Consider the following 18,332-nt stretch of genomic DNA (forward strand, 5'->3'; position numbering starts at 1 on the left):
TGCGCTTCCCGATGCTGTGATCCCGATTCGCGGTTTCAAGACGGACGCAGTACAAGGCACGGCCACATGGCGCCCCGCTCCTGCCGTTACGATTCTCGAATCCCGATTCCCGATTCCCCGCATCTCAGGCCTGCGTTCCGCCAACGGTGATGCCGTCGATCAACAGCGACGGCTGGCCGACGCCGACCGGCACGCTCTGCCCGTCCTTGCCGCACACGCCCACGCCTTCGTCCAGCGCCAGATCGTTACCGATCATGCGCACCTTCTGCATGGTCTCCGGGCCGTTGCCGATCAGCGTGGCGCCCTTGACCGGCGCGGTGACCTTGCCGTCTTCGATCAGGTAGGCCTCGGTGGCCGAGAACACGTATTTGCCGCTGGTGATGTCGACCTGGCCGCCGCCGAAGTTCACCGCGTAGATGCCCTTCTTGACCGAGCGGATCATCTCTTCCGGGTCGTGCTGGCCGGCGCGCATGTAGGTGTTGGTCATGCGCGGCATGGTCAGGTGGGCGAACGATTCGCGGCGGCCGTTGCCGGTGGGCGCCACGCCCATCAGGCGCGCGTTGTGGGTGTCCTGCATGTAGCCGACCAGCACGCCATCTTCGATCAGCGTGGTGCACTGCGTCTGCGTGCCCTCGTCGTCGATGTTGAGCGAGCCGCGGCGGCCGTCCAGGGTGCCGTCGTCGACGATGGTCACGCCCGGTGAGGCCACGCGTTCGCCCATGCGCCCGGCGTAGACGCTGGTGCCCTTGCGATTGAAGTCGCCTTCCAACCCGTGGCCGACCGCTTCGTGCAGCAGCACGCCGGGCCAGCCGGGGCCGAGCACCACCGGCATCACGCCGGCCGGCGCGGGGATGGCATCCAGATTGACCAGCGCCTGGCGCAGCGCTTCGCGCGCAAACCCTTCCGGGCGGCCATCGGCGAACAGTTCGGCATAGCCGTAACGCCCGCCGCCACCGGAATAGCCCGATTCGCGACGACCGCCGTGTTCGACGATCACCTGCACGTTCAAGCGCACCAGCGGGCGCACGTCGGCCGCCAACACACCATCGCTGCGCGCGATCAGCACCGTGTCCACGCCGCCGGCCAAGCTCACCATCACTTGTTTCACGCGTGGGTCGGCGGCGCGCACGAACTGGTCGATCCGGCGCAGCAGGTCCACCTTGGTGGCGCTGTCCATGTCGTCGATCGGATCGGTGGCCGGGTACAAGGCGCGGCCGTTGCCGCGCACCAGCGCGCGGGTGGATTGCGCGCCGCCGTCGCGCGAGATCGCACGTGCCGACTGCGCCGCTTCCAGCAAGGTCTCGCGCTGGATGTCGTCGGAATACGCAAAGCCGGTTTTCTCGCCGGCGATCGCGCGCACGCCGACGCCTTGTTCGATGGAATGCGCACCGTCCTTGACGATGCCGTCTTCCACGCTCCAGCTCTCGCGCCGCGAATGCTGGAAATACAGATCGCCGAAGTCGATACCCGGGCCCAGCAGGGCGCCGAAGGTGCGGTCGAGATGGCCGGCATCCAGGCCGGAAGGAAGCAGCAGCCGGGTTTCGGCCAGGGTGAGAGCGTTATCGGTCATGCCGTCAGGATGGGGCCCGCGCGCCGGGGAGACAAGTCGCTCGGCTGAACATGTGGCGCGGCTATCATCGCCGACTCGTTCTTCAACACTCGCCTGCGCATGAAGCTCATCGCCCACGTTCTGGACGGCCACACGCTGGACATCCGCCCTGCCCCGCACGAGCGCGCGTGGATGGACGCTACCGACCAACGCTACGCCTACCGCTGCCTGCCGCTGGCCATTGCCAACGCGCATGGCTGGGAGCTGCTGTGCCAGTCCGGTTTCGAGGCCAGTTGGGACGGCGGCGACGCACTGGCGGCAATCACCATCAGCGCTGATGCAGACACGGCAGCAGCGGCGATCAGCCACTTCGGCTATGGGGTGCTGACGTTCCACGTGCCGTGCCTGTTCCGCACCGACACCGGCATCGACCTGTTCGTCACCGGGCCCTTGAACCGACCCAAGGACGGCATCGGCGCGCTGAGCGGCCTGGTGGAAACCGACTGGAGCCCGCACACCTTCACCATGAACTGGCGTTTCACCCGGCCCGGGCGGGTGCGCTTCGAAGCGGGCGAGCCGTTCTGTCACTTGTTCCCGCTGCAGCGACAGTTGATCGAGCAGGTGCAGCCGCAGTGGAAGCCGCTTTCCGAAGCGCCGCAACTGGCACAGCAACACGCCAACTGGACCCACAGCCGCATGCGCTTTCTCGATGAACTGCCCGACGCGCAATCGGCGGCAGCCCGCGAAAAATGGCAGCGTGGCTATTTTCTTGGCGTGGCCGCACCCGAGCAGCCGCCAGTGCCGGGGCACCGTTCGCGGCTGCGTTTACCGATGTTTACGCGTGCCGGCAGCGACGACACGCCCGCCGACTGAGTGCGTCAGCGCGCCGGCGGATCTACCTTGCCGGACTTGCCGGACTTGCCGGATGCCGCGGCCGGCTTGCCCGGCGCCCGTCCGCGCGCCTCGCGCTCCACCACATCCACCTGCGGGTCTTTCCATGGTCCGGTGACGTGATAGGTATTGGCGCCGATCGCACCCAGCGGTTTGCCGAGCACGGCATTGGCCGCCGCACCCACTGCCGCACCCACCGGGCCGCCGGCCACTGCGCCGACCACGGTCAGCAGGTTGCCGGCCTTGGGATTCACATCCACGGTCTGGTCGAAGGTCTGCGCGCGCAGGTCGGTCTGGCCGCGGATGGCGATGTCGGCAGCAGGGCCTTCGATGCGGATGGCATCGGTGCGCGCGAGGCCTTCACCGAAGCGCACTTCGCCGGCCAACGTGTTGAAGGCCAGGCCCTTGGAGAAGAAATCGCGGAAGTCGAACATCAATCGACGCGGCAGCTGCGCCACGCTGAGCAGGCCAAGCACGCGGCCGGCGCCCGGATCCACTTCCAGCAACTGGCCGTTGCGCGCATCGACCTTGAGGTTGCCGTCCAGCGAACCGAGCGCGAAGCCGGTCGGCGAGCCCTGCCAGCCGGCATTGAGTTCCAACTCGCCTTCGCCGCCGCGTAGCTGGCCGCCCAGGGTGAGGTTCTGCAGCAGATTGCCCAGGTTGCGGCTGTCCACACGCGCCGACAGCCGCGTCGTGGCCGCGTCGCCCTTGCCACGCCAGGCACCGGTGAGGCCGATGTTCTGGTCGTCCGAGCGCAGCTGCAGCTGGTCCACCTGCATGCCATCGGTGAGCCGGCTGCTGCGCAGGGTCGCCGCGCCGAAGGTCATTTTGCCGATCTGCAGGTCGTCGATATCCAGCGCCAGCGGCGGGATCGAGACCGGGTCGAATTCGGCCACGGCACGACGTGCAGGTTCCGGCAACGCGCCAGCCAGCGGATCGCCGGGTTCGGGCACGGCCGGCTCGGCAGGCGCTGCTACCGGCTGCCAGTGCACGGTCTTCAAGGTGCCCTGCACCGTTGCCCCGTCGGCAGTGGGAACGGTGAGCTGCCCAGCCAGCGAGGGACCGTCCAGCGTCACCGCCACCGCATCGCGGGTGGGGCGCAGACGCAGACGCGTTTGCGGAAACACGCCGCCGATCATCAGCAACCGGTCCGCCTGCACATCCACCTGCTGCAACGGCACCGCGTCTTTCTTGGGAATGGCCGGCTGGCCGGGCAGCGGCGGCGTGTCCGTGGCGCTGCTACCGCCACGCGCAAGGCTGATCCAGTCGATCGCGTCCAGCGACGCGGCGCGGCCGGTGACCACCAGCCCGTTGACCGGCGGCCGTTCGGTGACGGTGTCGGTGCCCATCACCACGCGCACGCCGGTCTGCCCGCCATGGCTACTGGCCTTGAGCGCCACCAGCTTGCCGAATGCCACATCGATATCGCCATCGCCCACCGGCAGCGCCACCTTGACCTGGGTGTCGAGCGGTTGGCCGGCTGCCTTGTCCAGCGGTGCCGGCAGGTCCAGCGTGGTGCCGACCAGATTAGACCGTAGCGTCAGCATCGCATTTGCATCGGTCTGACCCGCTGGTGGCAGCGGCACGTCCACGCCCACCTGCCAGGGTGCGCTGCCATGCACGTACGGGCGCAGCCACTCCATCTGCGGTGCGCGGTCGAACAATTCCTTCGCATCCAGGGTGGCGCCCAGACGTGCTTCGAAGACCTGCTGGGGGTCCTGCACCAACCCGCCGGCGCGTAACGACAGCTCACCGCTACGCCCCTCGTGCTGCACGCTCAGATGCTCGGCGGCGAAGCCGGTGTCGCGGTACTCGGCCTGCCCGCTGACCTGGTCGAAGGCCAGATTCCAGCGCGCGTCGGTCACCTTGACGCCCTGCAACCCCACCGTGCCCTGCAAATGGCCGCCAACGCCGTGGGTGCGCAGGGGACGCAGCAGATCGAAGGTCACGGCGGCCGGCCCGGACACGGTGAGATTGCGCAAGGTATCCCCGTAGCGACGCTCCAGCGGACTGTTGCGCAGCATGCCGAGTAGCTGCGCCGCATCGGCCTGTGTGGAGGCGCGGACGTAGAGTTCGGACGTGGCGAAACTGGGGATGCCCGCTTCCAGCTGCGCGACCGGGGTACCCGCAAGCTCGCCCTGCCCCCGCAGCGAGAAGCCGTTGCCGATGAAGCTGAGGTTCGCCTGGACCTGTTCCATCGCCGGCCAGTCCGGCTGGAAGCGGACCACGCCATTGCGGATCTGCCCAAACGCTTCGAAGCGCCCGTCGTTGTCGTCGAACGGCCAGTCGTCCAGGTCGCCGCTGACCAGGCCAGTCCCGCCGGTAACGGTGCCGCCGGCCACGGCCATGTCGAGCCAGTCGATGGCGGCCGCGCTCAACTTGGAGCGGACCCAGAACTTGCGCGCCACCGGCAGCGCGGCATCGTCCAGCTGCGCAGCCAGTTGCATACGCGGGCGAGTGCCATCGCCCTGGAACCACAGCCCGCCGCGCATGTTGCCGCCGTAATCCTTGCCCTGCACACGCAGCGCCGACGTAGCGACCTGCCAGCCAGCGCCTTCGCGCCAGCCGACGATCTTGCCGGCCAGCTGGATTTCATGCACCACGCCGAAGCCGGTTGGCCAGTCGAAGCGCAGCGTGGCGTCGGGCGCGGTGTCCAGCTCCACGCCTTGCGCATCGCCATCGATGGTTCCGCGCAGGCCGCTGATGCCCGGCGCAGTGCCCACCGGCAGAAACCCCAGTTCTTCGATCTGACCCTGCGCCCGCAGGTCGCCGCCTTGTTCGCCAGCGACCTGCAGATCGGCCACGCGCAGCTGCGGTTTGGACAGGCTCAGCCAACGCCGCAAGCCGGGCGGCAACTGCTCGCTCAGCGCGGTCGCGGCGATCAGGCCCGAGACGTCGACATGTTTGGCCACCACCGCATAGTGGCGCCCGCCGGCAATGCTCAACCCGTCCAGGCGCTGCAGTTGCGCTGCCTGGCCCAGGCGCAGCAGCGGCGCGTCCACCCGCCAGCCGCCATCGATGGTCTGCCAGCGCGCGCGCGCCTGCAGCCGCTCCCAGGTGAGCGTGCGTCGCACGGTCTCGTCCGGCAGCGCGTCACCGGACAGGCGCAGCTGCTGCAGGTCGGCATCCACGGTCACTGCAGCGATCCGGCGGGCGCGCAGTTGCGCCCAGGCCTGCACGCGCCCGCCACCGCCATCCACGCGCATGCCGCCGAACTGCAGCAGCGACGCCCACGCGGCCAGGTCGGCCGGGTCGGCTTGCGCGTAGGCGCTGCCATCGCCACGGTCGTGGTCGAATTCCAGCACTGCGGTCAGCGGCGCGCGCGTGAGATCGATCCAGCTACGGCTGCCCACCTTCACGGTGGAACCGCTGACGCGCAGGCGCAGGTCGATGCGCGGCAGCGTGGTATCCAGGCCGATCGATGGCGCGACCACATGCAAGCGCGCGTCGGCCAGCTGGATCTCGCCAAGCCGGCGCAGCGCATCCAACGGATCGTCGGAGGTCTCGCCGCTGGGCATGCCCTGGACCGACCACACGCCGTCGTCGCTGCGTTGCAAGGTCAGCGCCAGGCCTCGCAGGCGTATTTCGGTCAGCGTATGCCCCGGCAACAACCCGGCGTACATCGCCAGCAGCACCTCGGTCTGACCGACGCGCACCTCGCCTTGGGGACCGATACGCAACCCATCCAGCCGCAGCAACGGCCCGCGCCGGGTCCATTCGGTCTGCAGCCGATCGAACGCGATCGGCTGACCGGCACGCTGGCTCAGCCACTGCGCAATCTGCTGCGGATGCTCCTCGGCCAACGGCAGCGCCTGGCTGACCGCGCCCACCAACAAGGCAAGCGCCACCAGCGCAAGCGCGCTGGCAGTGATCGCATAGCGGCGAAACAGACGGAGACGGCGGCGCAGCGGGGTGGGCATTAACGGCTGGGAATGGGGAGTGGGGAATAGGGAATCGTAAGAGCACCAGCGCTGGCATACGAACGGCTAGCCGTCCGCTCGCCCAGCGATGCTGGAGCGAGACCCAAAGTACCGTGGCGCGGCTGTTGCTCCACGCCCATTCCCGATTCCCCATTCTCCATTCCCGACCTCACAGCAGCACCACATCGAACTGCTCCTGCAGATACTGGTCGTCTGACTGGAAGCGGATGCTCTTGCCGAGGAACTCTTCCAGCTCGGCCACCGCCGCCGACTCTTCGTCGGTGATGCGCGCGACCACTTTCGACGAAGCGATCACCAGCAGACGCGCCGCGTCGAACTGGCGCACCGCGCGGGTAATCTCGCGGAAGATCTCGTAGGTCACCGTTTCGGCGGTCTTGATGGTACCGCGCCCGCCGCAATGGCCGCAGGTTTCCGACAGCTGCCGCTCCAGGCTTTCGACGGTACGCTTGCGCGTCATCTCCACCAGGCCCAACGGCGAGAACTCGTACACGGTGGTCTTGGCGTGATCGCGCGCCAGCGCCTTCTCCAACGTACGCAGCACCTGGCGGCGATGCTCGGCGTCGTCCATGTCGATGAAATCGATGATGATGATGCCGCCCAGGTTGCGTAGCCGCAGTTGCCGCGCTACCGCCTGCGCGGCTTCCAGATTGGTGCGGAAGACGGTTTCTTCCAGATTGCGCTGCCCCACGAACGAACCGGTGTTGACGTCGATGGTGGTCATCGCCTCGGTCTGGTCGATCACCAGGTAGCCGCCGGATTTGAGCGGCACCTGCTTGTTCAACGCACGTCCGATCTCGTCTTCGACCCCATACAGGTCGAAGATCGGCCGGTCACCGGTGTACAGCTCCAACCGCTCGGCCAGCACCGGCATGTACTTGGCCACGAACGCCTGCAACTGCAAGAAGGTCTCGTTGGAATCGACCTTGACCTTCTCCACATCGCGGCGGATCAGGTCGCGCACCGCACGCAGCGGCAGGCTCAGGTCTTCGTAGATGATGCTGCACGGCGGCGCTTCGCGGCCGCGGCGCTCGACCACGTTCCAGACGCGCGACAAATACGCGATGTCCTCGGCCAGTGCCTCGGCCGGCTGGCCTTCGGCATTGGTGCGGATGATGTAGCCGAAGCCGCCATGCTGGGCCGAGACCTCGCTGACGATGGTCTTCAGGCGCAGGCGCTCGGCCTCGTCCTCGATCCGCGCCGAGACGCCAACGACCTTGGACTGCGGCAGCAGCACCAGATAGCGCGAAGGAATGCTGATCTGGGTGGTCAACCGCGCACCCTTGGTGCCGATCGGGTCCTTGACCACCTGCACCACGATGTCCTGCCCGTCGCGCAGCAGCTCCACGATCGGCACCGAGGCCGGCGGCGGCGGCGGGATCGGGGTTTCTTCGGTATCGACCACGCTGGCCGGCGCCGGCGCCAGGCGGATCACGTCGTTGGCGTGCAGGAACGCGGCGCGCTCCAACCCCACTTCCACGAACGCCGCCTGCATGCCGGGCATCACCCGCTGCACCTTGCCCTTGTAGATATTGCCGACCACACCCCGGCGCCAACCGCGCTCGATATGCAACTCCTGCAGCATGCCGTTCTCGATCACCGCCACACGGGTCTCGCGCGGGGTGACGTTGACCAAGATCTCTTCCGACATCAATGCGCTCCGAAGGCTGTGAGCAACTGCGAGGTGTGATACAGCGGCAATCCCATCACCCCGGAATAGCTGCCGGACAGATGACGGATGAAACGTTCGGCACGGCCCTGGATCGCATAGGCACCGGCCTTGCCCATCGGCTCGCCACAAGCGGCGTAGGCGGCGATCTGCGCGTCATCGAGCGTATCGAAAGTCACCTCGGACACCACCAATGCCTGCGCCGGCGGGCGCTGTGCGCAGACTAGAACCACCGCCGTGAGCACCTGGTGGGTGCGCCCGGACAATACGCGCAGCATCGCGATGGCATCGTCCACATCGACCGGCTTGCCGAACACGCGCTCGCCCAGCACCACCTCGGTATCGGAGCCCAGCACGATGGCATCCGGGTCGGCAGCCTGTACCAGTGCCAGCCCGGCACGCGCCTTGTCCAGCGCAACGCGCTGCACGTAGTGGTCGGGCGATTCATCGGCTGCGCGCAGCTCGGGCACATCCAGTTGTAACGTCTGGAACGGCACATCCAGGCGTTGCAGGAGGTCTTGTCGGCGTGGTGACCGGGAAGCGAGATAGAGCATCCGTCCAGCATACCCGTTGCCTGCACTCGCCCGCTTGCCTGTTGAACGCACGCACTGTTGCCGATGGCGCTGTCGCGTTCGACTCACAACATATTCATCGAACTGCCAACACGCTCGCCACACAGACAAGGAGATTCCATGCGTACCCACCTCAAGCCGTTGTTGCTGGCCCTGTCCCTCGCTGCCGGAACCGCCATGACCGCCCACGCCCAGCCTGCGCCGAGCTATGCCCTTCCCACTGACGGCACCCTGCTCAACGTCTCGGCCGAGGCCGAAGCCAAGCGTGTGCCGGACATCGCCACGTTGTCCGCCGGCGTGGTCACCCAGGCCGCCGACGGCAACGCCGCCATGCGCCAGAACGCCGAACGGATGAGCAAGGTCATGGCCGCGGTGAAGGCCGCCGGCATCGCCGACAAGGATGTGCAGACCAGCGGAATCAATCTGAGCCCGCAGTACACCTATAAAGAAAACGAAGCGCCCAAGATCAATGGCTACCAGGCCAGCAACACGGTCAGCCTCAAGGTCCGCGACATCACCCGCCTGGGCAAGGTGCTCGACGCCCTGGTCGCGCAGGGCGCCAACGACATCAACGGGCCCAGCTTCTCGATCGACCAACCCGAACCGGTCTACGACGAGGCACGCGTTGCGGCACTGAAGAAGGCCCAGGCGCGCGCCGACACCTATGCCAAATCGCTTGGCCTGAAGGTGCGCCGCATCGTCAGCATCTCCGAGGGCCGTACCGGCGGGGTGGTCCGCCCGATGATGATGGCCGCCTCGCTGCGCTCGGCCAAGGCCGAGATGGACACCCCGGTCGCCCCGGGCGAGAGCACGCTGTCGATCAACCTGGATGTGACGTTCGAGCTGGGGCGTTGAAGAGCTGAAACTCCGGCAGGACCGATGCGTCGCCTCTGCACTGCCCTCTTCGGAGGGCAGTGTCGTTTATGCGACCAGTCAAACCAGCACGCTGCTTTGCGCGTTAGCACAACGCACTAAATTCCTACAAAAAACTAAAGGCTGGTTACTTACACGTACACACACTCACCCCATTTCAGTCTGAATAGGCGAATTTTGATGTTTGTGCTTAAACAAGCATGAAATTTAGAGAAATCGTTCTTTAAGCGGGCGCGGCCACTCTCTAGCATCGGTTGTCAACGAACCGTCATCTTCGTGACGGCGCCCATTGGAGAGCGACAGAGATGACCAGCCACGCCGCGCGGCAGCGCCGCCCGTTCTGCCCCTCCTCGCCTGCGCGCTATGGCCGCATCAGCCTACTTGCGCTTGCCTTGAGCGGCGCCGTCGGCCTGCTCGCCACGGGCACTGCGGCCGCGCAAAGCACGACGGCCGGGATCTACGGAAGCGCGCCGGCCAGTGCGGGAGCAACGGTCACCGCGCAGAGCGATACCGGTTTTACACGCACTGCCCCAGTCGATGCCAACGGCCGCTACGCCATCGGCAATCTTCCGGTAGGCACCTACATTGTCACCCTGCAACGCGAAGGCCAAGCCGCCGAGACGCGCGAGAACATCGCATTGCGCGTCGGCGCCGGTACCGATGTGTCCTTCGGCAGCAGCAATGCATCCGGCGACACGGCCACCCTGGGCACCATTACGGTCACCGGCAAGAATGTCTCGCCAGTGGATGTCTCTGCCACCGCCTCGCGCACCGTGATCAGTGCCGAGCAACTGCAGCGCTTGCCGCTGGCACGCTCGGGCGAAGCCATCGCGCTGTTGTCGCCTGGCGCGGTGCAGGGCAGCGGCTATTTCGGTAACACCATTTCCTTCGGTGGCGCCGGCGTTACCGAGAACGCCTACTACCTCAACGGCTATCTCAGCTCCAATCCGTTGACCAACATCGGCGGCGTCACCCTGCCCTACGGCGCCATCGACCAGCAGGAGACCTATACCGGCGGCTACAGCGCCCGTTACGGCCGCTCGGCAGGAGGCGTGCTCAGCCAGATCGGCAAGCGCGGCACCAACCAATGGCATTTCGGCGCGCAGGCCTTGTGGCGTCCCAAATCGCTGTCCAGCGACTACAAGAATGTCTTCTATCCCGACACCGCACCGCCGGCAGGTTACGAATACAGCGATAAAAGCCTGCCTGGCACGCTTTACCGCAGCCAAAAGGACGACACCTTCTGGAACACGGTCTACAGCGTTTATGCCGGCGGCCCGTTGGTCGAAGACCGCCTGTTCGTATTCGTTGCCGCAGAGCAGGAACGCACCGAAGGCGTGTCCACCGCTCGCCGGGACGACCCGGTGATCGGCCGCAACAACTACCGCACCGATGAGCCGAAGGTCTACGCCAAGATCGACTGGAACATCAACGACAGCAATATTCTCGAACTGACCGGCGTCAAGAACAATTATCGCTCCGGCGGTGCTTATACCGATTTCAATGGATACCCAGGCCTGGTCAGCGATGCCAACGGCGCATTTGCCGATACGGTCAAGGTCAACGATCGCTATTACATCGGCAAGTACACCAGCTACATCACCGACGATCTGACGTTGAGCGCCACCTACGGCAAGAGCCGCCAGACAGACTTCCGCAACAACCCCAGCACCGCACCGCTGCTGACCAGCACCAATCTGCAGGATCCGGCCATTAACGGTGGTAGCGAGATCCGCAACAACCAGACGTCCAGCCAGGCCCGCGATGGCGAAAACAGGACGCGCGGCCTGCGCATCGATCTGGAATATGTGCTGGGCGGCCACACCCTCACTGCAGGTGTGGACAACATGTATTTCAATGCCAGCAACGAGGGCGTCATTACCACCGGCCCTGGCTATACCTGGACCTACGGTCGCTCCCTGATTCCCACCTCACCGATCAGGCCTGCGCTTGGTGTCGGCCCGGCCGGCGGTAATGGTTATTTTGTCAACCAGACTGTATTCAATACCTCGACCAGCATGTCGGTCGAGCAGAAAGCCTACTTCCTCGAAGACAAGTGGCAGGTCAACGACAAACTGCTGCTGACGCTGGGTATCCGCAACGACAAGTTCACCAACTTCAACGATGTAGGCGCAGCTTACGTGACCAGCGGCGACCAGTGGGCGCCGCGTCTAGGACTGAGCTGGGATGTGTTCGGCGACTCGTCGCTCAAGGTGTACGGCAATGCAGGTCGCTACTACCTGGCGCTGCCCAATAGCGTGGCCATCCGTGGTGCATCGCCTTCCACATTCACTAACGAGTACTTCACCTATACCGGCATCGATGCGCAAGGCAATCCAACCGGCTTGACACCCGTCGCGGTCGATCCATCCGCTGGATTCACCTGCTCCGGCAATACCGTGTCGGCCGGTCTTGAATGCGGCCAGGCCCCCGATGCTGCCGGCATCACCGCGACCGACCTGAAGTCGATGTACCAGGACGAGTTCATGCTCGGCTTCGACAAGGCATTGGGGGAGAGTTGGGTCACCGGCGCCAAGGCGACTTATCGCATGCTCGGTACCACGATCGACGACGTCTGCGACTCGGACCGGATGCGCGCCAAGTTGAAGGCATCAGGCGTCGACCCGAGCACCGTCGACGTGCCCGGATGCATCATCTTCAATCCCGGCGAAACCAATTCTTTCAGCCTGGATAACCTGGATGGTTCGGGCCGGACCTCGGTGTCGATGTCCCCATCGGACTGGGGCTTCGACAAGAAGGCCAAACGCAGCTACCTGGCGATGGACCTGTTCCTGCAGCATCCGTTCGACGGCAAGTGGGAAGGTCGCATCGATTACACCTGGTCGCGTAACTTCGGCAATACCGAAGGGCAGATCAAATCCGATATCGGCCAGACCGATGTGTCCAAAACGCAGGATTGGGATGCCGCCGCACTCATGTGGTACTCCGGCGGGTATCTGGCCAACGATCGCCGCCATCAGATCAAGATTTACGGCTCCTACCAGATCGCACCCGAATGGCTGATCGCGGGCAATATCCGCGTGCTGTCCGGGACGCCGAAATCCTGCCTGGGTTATGTGAGCATCAATGGCATCAGTGAGGACAACGATGCCGGCGACCCGGTGGGCTATGGCTCCGCTTATCACACCTGTAATGGTCAGCCATCGCGTCCGGGCGATGCCGGCCGGCTGCCGTGGACCAAGATCGTCGACCTAGGCCTGACCTATCGCCCGGCATTCGCCGCCAACAAACTCGCCGTGACCTTGCAGGCCTTCAATCTCTTCAACGAGCGCAAGCCGCTGCAGGTGGATTCCACCTGGGAGGACGGCCCTTTCGCGTTGTCGAACACCTACAACATGGGCAGGTACTTCACCCAGCCGCGCTACGCGGTGCTGTCCGTGTCGTACGACTACTGACGCCTCTCCCGTCAGCGTCGTTTCCCCGGCCCTGCAAAGGGCCGGGCTTTTCTTGCATGCACGCTCAGCGGCTCCGGCTGGGCGTTTTGTTTGCGCGGATGATTGCCACTGGCTGACGCCTGCGGACACTCGCCAGTGCCAATGCATCGCCCAGCCATGAGGAGCCATGAGGATGACGCGCGCCGCCTTGACGGTGCGGTGCAGCGGCGCAATCGCGCCTGGCGCTTGTGCGGTCGCGACCGCTGCGGTAAACCTACGTTACCGGATGGTGATCTGCGTCCGGGTCGCGCTGGTCCTTTCCGCAGTTCCGTTCTGGAGGTGGATGATGGTTCGCACGCAAACACAGGTTTCTTCCCGTCCCCTTGGCATCGACACCTCGCGCGTTCTGGCGATGAGCACGGCCGTGGCATTGCACCTGCTGGCGGGCGGGTTGTTGCTGATTCCGCTCTCGCACCGGGCGATTTCACAGCAGACCGCGCCAAAAGAGCGCTGGCTGATGCCGGTCAGCATCCCGACGCCGCCACCACCGCTTGTGCTTCCAGTCACTGTAACGTTCAGGCCGAAAACGCGTCCGCCGATCAAGACGCTGCCGGTGCCGGCACAGACCCCGGTGGTCAGTGAAACGCCCGTTGTCGACAGCGCACCGTCTGCCGGTGCCGCAACGGTCTCCGACGTTGTTGCAGACAGCGCTCCTACGACCACTGCACCGAGCGGACCGATCGAAGCGGGTCAATTGCAGTCTCTGAGCTCGCCGGCACCGAGCTACCCGGCAGCGGCGTTGCGCGCAAACCAGCAGGGCACGGTGATGCTCCGCGTGCTGGTCGGCACCGATGGGCGCCCGACCGAAGTGAGTGTGCAAACCAGCAGTGGCCATCGCGTGCTCGACCTGGCTGCACGGAGCCAGGTGCTGCGCAGCTGGCGCTTTCAGCCGGCGATGCAGAACGGTCAGCCCGTGCAGGCCTATGGTCTGGTGCCGGTGAGTTTCTCGTTGAATTGAGTCGTGACCCGATGCGGCGGCTTGCAATTGCAGCCGTCGCATCGATACGACTGCGCTCAGACGAACGGCTACTGCCCACCGAGCCACCACGCATGCATGCGCTCTGGTCAGCAAACCAAACTCAACATCGCGTGCATTTGCATCAGGCATCCGCTGTCGATCGCCGGTAACGGCCCACCGCGTTACACAGCGCTGGCCACGCAGCACCGCGCTTGCAACTTGGATCGGCTAATAAAACGATCACGCAGCTGTTAGACAGATACGGCCAGTGTTCGGAATCGGCATGCGCTACTCGAACACTGTGGTTCTTCCGCTCCGTCCATACCTAGCTGGCGACTGCTCGTGACGCTTTATAGGCCGCTCGGTCTGGTCGTTGGTGACGTGAAGCGACGACCGTCGCTTGCCGCTGAATGTGGACGACGGACGCGCGTTGCTATGCGCGATGATACGGATGGTTGGCCAGCATCGCCGCGGCGCGATAGAGCTGCTCGGCGACGATCAGGCGCACCAGCATGTGCGGCAAGGTCAGCGGGCCGATCGACCAGCTTTCGCTGGCGCTTTTCAGCACCTCTGCCGAATGGCCTTCGGGCCCGCCGATCAAAAACGCCAAGTCGCGCCCCTGTCCGCGCCAATGTTCCATGCGCTGGGCGAGCTGTTCGGAACTGAGCGGGCGCCCCGGCACATCGAGCGCCACCACGTAGGCGTTTTTCGGAAGCGCGGCGAGCACGCGGCGCCCTTCGTCGTCGGTCGCACGTTGTGCGTCGCGGCCTTTGCCGCGCAAGCCTGGTTCGATCTCGACAAGCTCCAGCGGCATCCAGTGCGAGAGACGTTTCTGGTATTCGGCAAACCCTTGCGCAACCCACGAGGGCGCACGTTCGCCAGTGGCGATCAATCGGCATTTCATTGGTACATGATATCCGCGTCACAGCCAGGGCCGTCCATGTCGATTTGCCGCTGCGTGTCATCGCGTGGTTACAGCCGGCAATTAGCGTCGCCCGACCACCCAGCCACGCAGGAGTCGTTCGATGCCGATTTTCGATCCCGCCCGCCGCCAGGTTCTCAAGGGCAGTGCTGCCGTCATGGCCGCTGGCGCCCTTGGCAGCTTGAGTGCGTTGCAGTCGCGCCAGGCTCACGCCGCCGCCTCGCCGTCCACGCAGCTGGCGCCGGTGCCCAGCCGTTACGGCCCGCTCGCCCCGGTTGCCGACCAGAGCACCGGTCTGCCGCTGCTGCAGCTGCAGCTGCCACAGGGTTTCAGCTATCGCTCGTTCGGCTGGAGCGGCGACCGCATGGACGATGGCCAGCCCTGCCCCGACCGTCACGACGGCATGGCTGTGGTCGGCCTGCGCCGACCCGACTGGCGCCCCGGCAGCGACCCGCTGCGCGGCCTGGAATACGTGTTGATCCGCAACCACGAGCGCGGCGCCGGCAGCCCGTTCCGCGCGCCGGCGATGTACGACACCGGCATCGTCAGCGGCACCCAGTCCGCCGGCGGCGGCACCACCACGCTGAGCTACGGCCGCCGCGGCTGGGGCAGCCTGGAGCCGAGCCTGGGCGGCACGCTGGTCAACTGCGCAGGCGGTCCGACCCCGTGAGGCACCTGGCTGAGCTGCGAAGAGATCAAGACCAACGCGGTCTCCAGCACCGGCCGCAAGCACGGTTACGTGTTCGAAGTGGACCCGGACAGCCACGGCGCCACCGGTCGCCCGCTGGTGGGTCTGGGGCGTTTCAGCCACGAGAAGCGGTGGCGATCGACCCGCGCACCGGCATCGTCTACCTCACCGAGGACGACCGCAACAAGGCCGGGCTGTACCGCTTCATTCCCAACGACCGCCGTGGCCGCAACGGCTCGCTGGAAAACAGCGGGCGGTTGCAGGCCGCGCGCGTGCGTGGGCGTCGCAATGCCGACCTCACCGTGGCCAGCATTGGTCAGCAGTTCCAGCTGGAATGGGTGGATATCGCCGAGCCCGATCTGGATAGCATCACCGCGCCGGCAGGCTTTGCCGATATCGGCGCCAACGACACCTTGAGTGGCCCATTCGCGCAGGCCTGGGCCGATGGCGCGCTGCGCATGAGCCGCGGCGAAGGCAATCTGGTACAGCTACGGCAAGATGTTCATCGTCGACACCAGCATCGGCGTGGATGCGCAGGGACGGCGCGGTTACGGCAATGGCGCGGTGTGGGTGCTGGACCTGTTCACCCAGCGGCTGAGCGCGCTGTTCGTCAGCGGCAATCAGCTGGCCGCGCACAACCCGGACAACGTGACGGTGAATGCGCGCGGCGGTGTGGTGTTGTGCGAAGACGGCGGCGAAAGCCCGGACGAGTACGGCCTCGGCGCGCGTCTGCTCAGGCTGACCCGCAACGGCGAATCGTTCTACCTGGCCAAGAACAACGTGCAGCTGACCTCGCAGCAGATTGCCGATGCAGGCAAAACCATTGCCGAGGGCGATTACCGCGACACGGAGTTCTGCGGCGCCTGTTGGGACCCGTTGGCACGTACCTTGTTCGTCAACATCCAGACGCCGGGCATTACCCTGGCCATCACCGGACCGTGGGAACGCGGGCCGCTGTAAGCGGTGCGCTGGAGATGCGTGGTCGTGGCCGGTCGTGAGTGTCCGGCCACGATTTGCCGGTCGTTGGCCGGCAGTCGTTTTCGGCCTGGTCGCTGGCCGGCGCCGCTGAGATGGCCGTTGTGCGCCTGTCTTTATGGGCGTGTAGAAAAACAGCGATGCCGGACAAACCAGATGTTGCGTCCGGCATCGATCAAGTGATCGGCAGCATCGGCTTACTTGCGCCGGTTGGCGAATGCGCGTGGGTCAGAACCAGGGCGCGCCGGGCATGCCCGCCATGGTGGCCTGCAATTTGAGCCAGCGCTTGACCGCTGGCGCATCGCGTAGTGCATCCACCATCCGTCGCTCATGCCGCACCTCGTCGAGATCCCGGGCGACATCGCGTTTGTAGCGGGTCAGTAATGCATCCAGCCGCTCAGGCTTGGGCTGGGTCGGCAGATCCAGATCGTAGGTGTAGCAGAACTCCATCGCGTGCTGAGCGAGCTGGTCTTTGAGTTCCTTGCACTGCCGGTCGAGCTCGCGGTTGTATTCCTGCAGGCGCACCGGGTTGATCGCATCCACGCCCTTTGCATCCAGCAGACCGATCTCGGCCTGCAGTTCGAGCAGGCCAAGCAGATCGTTGGACTTGTAGGCCGCATTGAGGCGCTGCATGAGCGCGGTGCGGGTGCTGTGATCGTCCGCGTCGGCCGCCCGATCCGGGTGCAGGCCGCTGGCAAGTTTGCGATACAGCTCGCGCAGCGGAGGCGGTTCGGTCGACACCGTCGCGGCTTTCTTGGCCGAGCGACGACGCGTGGCGCTATGTTGCTGCTCGGCCTGGGCGCGGGCGTGTTCGGTCTGTGCCTGTGCCTGCTCCAGACGCGCGTTGACCCGCTCGAAGAGTTCTTCGGGCGAATCCACACCAGCCACCTCGTCGGAATCCAATCCATACAACTCGCCGATGACGTGTTTCATCATTTCATCGGATTCGGCGATCTCTTCGTCGTAGCCGATTTCGCTGTGCCGCTCGTAGAGGGGCTTGAGTTCGACATGACCGGCTTCGATCAACGGACCAGCCAGCTCGCAGATCTCATCCGACAAGCGGTGACGATCGGCCTTGCTCAACTTCACCGAGGCATAGACGCGGTCCAGCGCGTGGATCTGCTCGATCTCCAGCGCGCGCTGCTGCTCGAACAGCGGCAGCACCTCGGCGTGATAGCGAGCATGCCAGCGCTCGACGGCATCGCGCCAGGCATGCAGCTGCGCGCGATGTTGCTGCAGATCGCGCAACAGGCGGTCGAAGCGCTTGCGCGCAGGCGACAGCGTATCGGCGTTACCCGGTTGCCGGCTCAGTTGTCGAAGCACCTGTGAAGCCGGCGCTTCGGAAACAGAAACAGCGGGCTTTCTGGGCATTGCGGTGCACTACTCGGCGTCGGCAGAGAGGTCTTCGTCAGGGCGTTGGTCGCCCACCGTCCACAAGCGCTCCAGTGCATAGAACTCACGCACGCGCGGCAGCATCACATGCACCACCACATCGCCCAGGTCGACCAGCACCCACTCGGCTTCCCGCTCGCCTTCCACGCCCAGCGGCATCACGTCCAGACGCTTGGCGAACTTGACCACTTCGTCGGCGATCGATTTGACGTGGCGGGTCGAGGTACCCGACACCACCACCATGTAGTCGCACACGCTGGACTTGCCGCGCACATCGATCTCGACCACGTCCTTGGCTTTCAGTTCTTCGACAGCCTCGCGCACGGTGGCCAGCAGGGCCGGCACGGACGGCGGCGGGTTCGGAAGGGAGGTCTTGATGACTTGGGCTTGGCTGGTCAAAGCGGCAACTCGATGGAATTGGCGTGAATTATAGGCCGGTCCGGGCGGACG

The 18,332-nt window shown here is 65.4% G+C and carries 12 protein-coding genes, 1 other RNA gene and 1 pseudogene; 7 read left to right on the top strand and 7 right to left on the bottom strand.

Annotation, left to right across the window (positions count from 1 at the left end):
* Window positions 1–124 precede the first annotated feature (124 nt).
* On the bottom strand, window positions 125–1,570 hold the full coding sequence (tldD, locus tag XBLMG947_RS09245; RefSeq protein ID WP_065467988.1) for a metalloprotease TldD: 1,446 nt from the start codon (window positions 1,568–1,570) through the stop codon (window positions 125–127).
* A gap of 99 nt (window positions 1,571–1,669) precedes the next feature.
* Between tldD and XBLMG947_RS09250 the strand changes: the two genes are divergently transcribed.
* Window positions 1,670–2,422, top strand: a complete 753-nt coding sequence (locus XBLMG947_RS09250; RefSeq protein WP_065467990.1) for a DUF6065 family protein — start codon at window positions 1,670–1,672, stop codon at window positions 2,420–2,422.
* A 5-nt stretch (window positions 2,423–2,427) separates the two neighbouring features.
* Here the strand turns inward: XBLMG947_RS09250 and XBLMG947_RS09255 are convergent, their stop codons facing one another.
* The 3 genes from XBLMG947_RS09255 to XBLMG947_RS09265 form a co-directional block, all read right to left on the bottom strand.
* On the bottom strand, window positions 2,428–6,360 hold the full coding sequence (locus tag XBLMG947_RS09255) for a YhdP family protein (RefSeq protein WP_065467992.1): 3,933 nt from the start codon (window positions 6,358–6,360) through the stop codon (window positions 2,428–2,430).
* A 169-nt stretch (window positions 6,361–6,529) separates the two neighbouring features.
* Window positions 6,530–8,029: a ribonuclease G gene (gene rng / locus XBLMG947_RS09260; RefSeq protein WP_065467994.1), complete on the bottom strand. Its 1,500-nt coding sequence runs from the start codon at window positions 8,027–8,029 to the stop codon at window positions 6,530–6,532.
* A complete protein-coding gene (locus XBLMG947_RS09265; protein WP_065467996.1) occupies window positions 8,029–8,601 on the bottom strand; it encodes a Maf-like protein in 573 nt (190 codons plus the stop codon). The genes rng and XBLMG947_RS09265 overlap by 1 nt, the downstream gene beginning before the upstream one ends.
* 138 nt (window positions 8,602–8,739) lie before the next feature.
* Here XBLMG947_RS09265 and XBLMG947_RS09270 point away from each other — a divergent pair, with 138 nt between their 5' ends.
* The 4 genes from XBLMG947_RS09270 to XBLMG947_RS09285 all read left to right on the top strand — a co-directional run bounded on the left by XBLMG947_RS09270 (window position 8,740) and on the right by XBLMG947_RS09285 (window position 14,264).
* Window positions 8,740–9,474, top strand: coding sequence for an SIMPL domain-containing protein (locus XBLMG947_RS09270; protein ID WP_065467998.1), 735 nt, complete (start codon window positions 8,740–8,742; stop codon window positions 9,472–9,474).
* A gap of 323 nt (window positions 9,475–9,797) precedes the next feature.
* The gene (locus tag XBLMG947_RS09275; RefSeq protein ID WP_065468000.1) at window positions 9,798–12,908 is read left to right on the top strand and encodes a TonB-dependent receptor; all 3,111 of its coding nucleotides are present in this window, start codon (window positions 9,798–9,800) and stop codon (window positions 12,906–12,908) included.
* A 322-nt stretch (window positions 12,909–13,230) separates the two neighbouring features.
* Window positions 13,231–13,905, top strand: a complete 675-nt coding sequence (locus XBLMG947_RS09280; RefSeq protein ID WP_065468002.1) for an energy transducer TonB — start codon at window positions 13,231–13,233, stop codon at window positions 13,903–13,905.
* A 283-nt stretch (window positions 13,906–14,188) separates the two neighbouring features.
* A non-coding RNA gene (locus XBLMG947_RS09285) (sX9 sRNA) lies at window positions 14,189–14,264 on the top strand.
* Window positions 14,265–14,338: 74 nt separating this feature from the next.
* On the opposite strand, the gene rlmH is transcribed toward XBLMG947_RS09285, so the two are convergent.
* On the bottom strand, window positions 14,339–14,809 hold the full coding sequence (gene rlmH / locus XBLMG947_RS09290; protein ID WP_024744641.1) for a 23S rRNA (pseudouridine(1915)-N(3))-methyltransferase RlmH: 471 nt from the start codon (window positions 14,807–14,809) through the stop codon (window positions 14,339–14,341).
* 121 nt (window positions 14,810–14,930) lie between these two features.
* Here rlmH and XBLMG947_RS09295 point away from each other — a divergent pair.
* Both XBLMG947_RS09295 and XBLMG947_RS23940 read left to right on the top strand, forming a co-directional pair.
* Window positions 14,931–15,934, top strand: a pseudogene (locus XBLMG947_RS09295) (alkaline phosphatase PhoX); the annotation flags it as partial.
* Between the two features lie 79 nt (window positions 15,935–16,013).
* Complete coding sequence (locus tag XBLMG947_RS23940; RefSeq protein WP_280643363.1) at window positions 16,014–16,475, top strand: alkaline phosphatase PhoX; 462 nt, start codon at window positions 16,014–16,016, stop codon at window positions 16,473–16,475.
* Window positions 16,476–16,718: 243 nt separating this feature from the next.
* Here the strand turns inward: XBLMG947_RS23940 and XBLMG947_RS09300 are convergent, their stop codons facing one another.
* Both XBLMG947_RS09300 and rsfS read right to left on the bottom strand, forming a co-directional pair.
* Window positions 16,719–17,813, bottom strand: a complete 1,095-nt coding sequence (locus XBLMG947_RS09300) for a J domain-containing protein (protein WP_245228139.1) — start codon at window positions 17,811–17,813, stop codon at window positions 16,719–16,721.
* 57 nt (window positions 17,814–17,870) lie between these two features.
* The gene (rsfS, locus tag XBLMG947_RS09305; RefSeq protein WP_065468006.1) at window positions 17,871–18,281 is read right to left on the bottom strand and encodes a ribosome silencing factor; all 411 of its coding nucleotides are present in this window, start codon (window positions 18,279–18,281) and stop codon (window positions 17,871–17,873) included.
* Window positions 18,282–18,332 lie beyond the last annotated feature (51 nt).

The organism is Xanthomonas bromi (assembly GCF_900092025.1).
GTDB lineage: Bacteria > Pseudomonadota > Gammaproteobacteria > Xanthomonadales > Xanthomonadaceae > Xanthomonas > Xanthomonas bromi.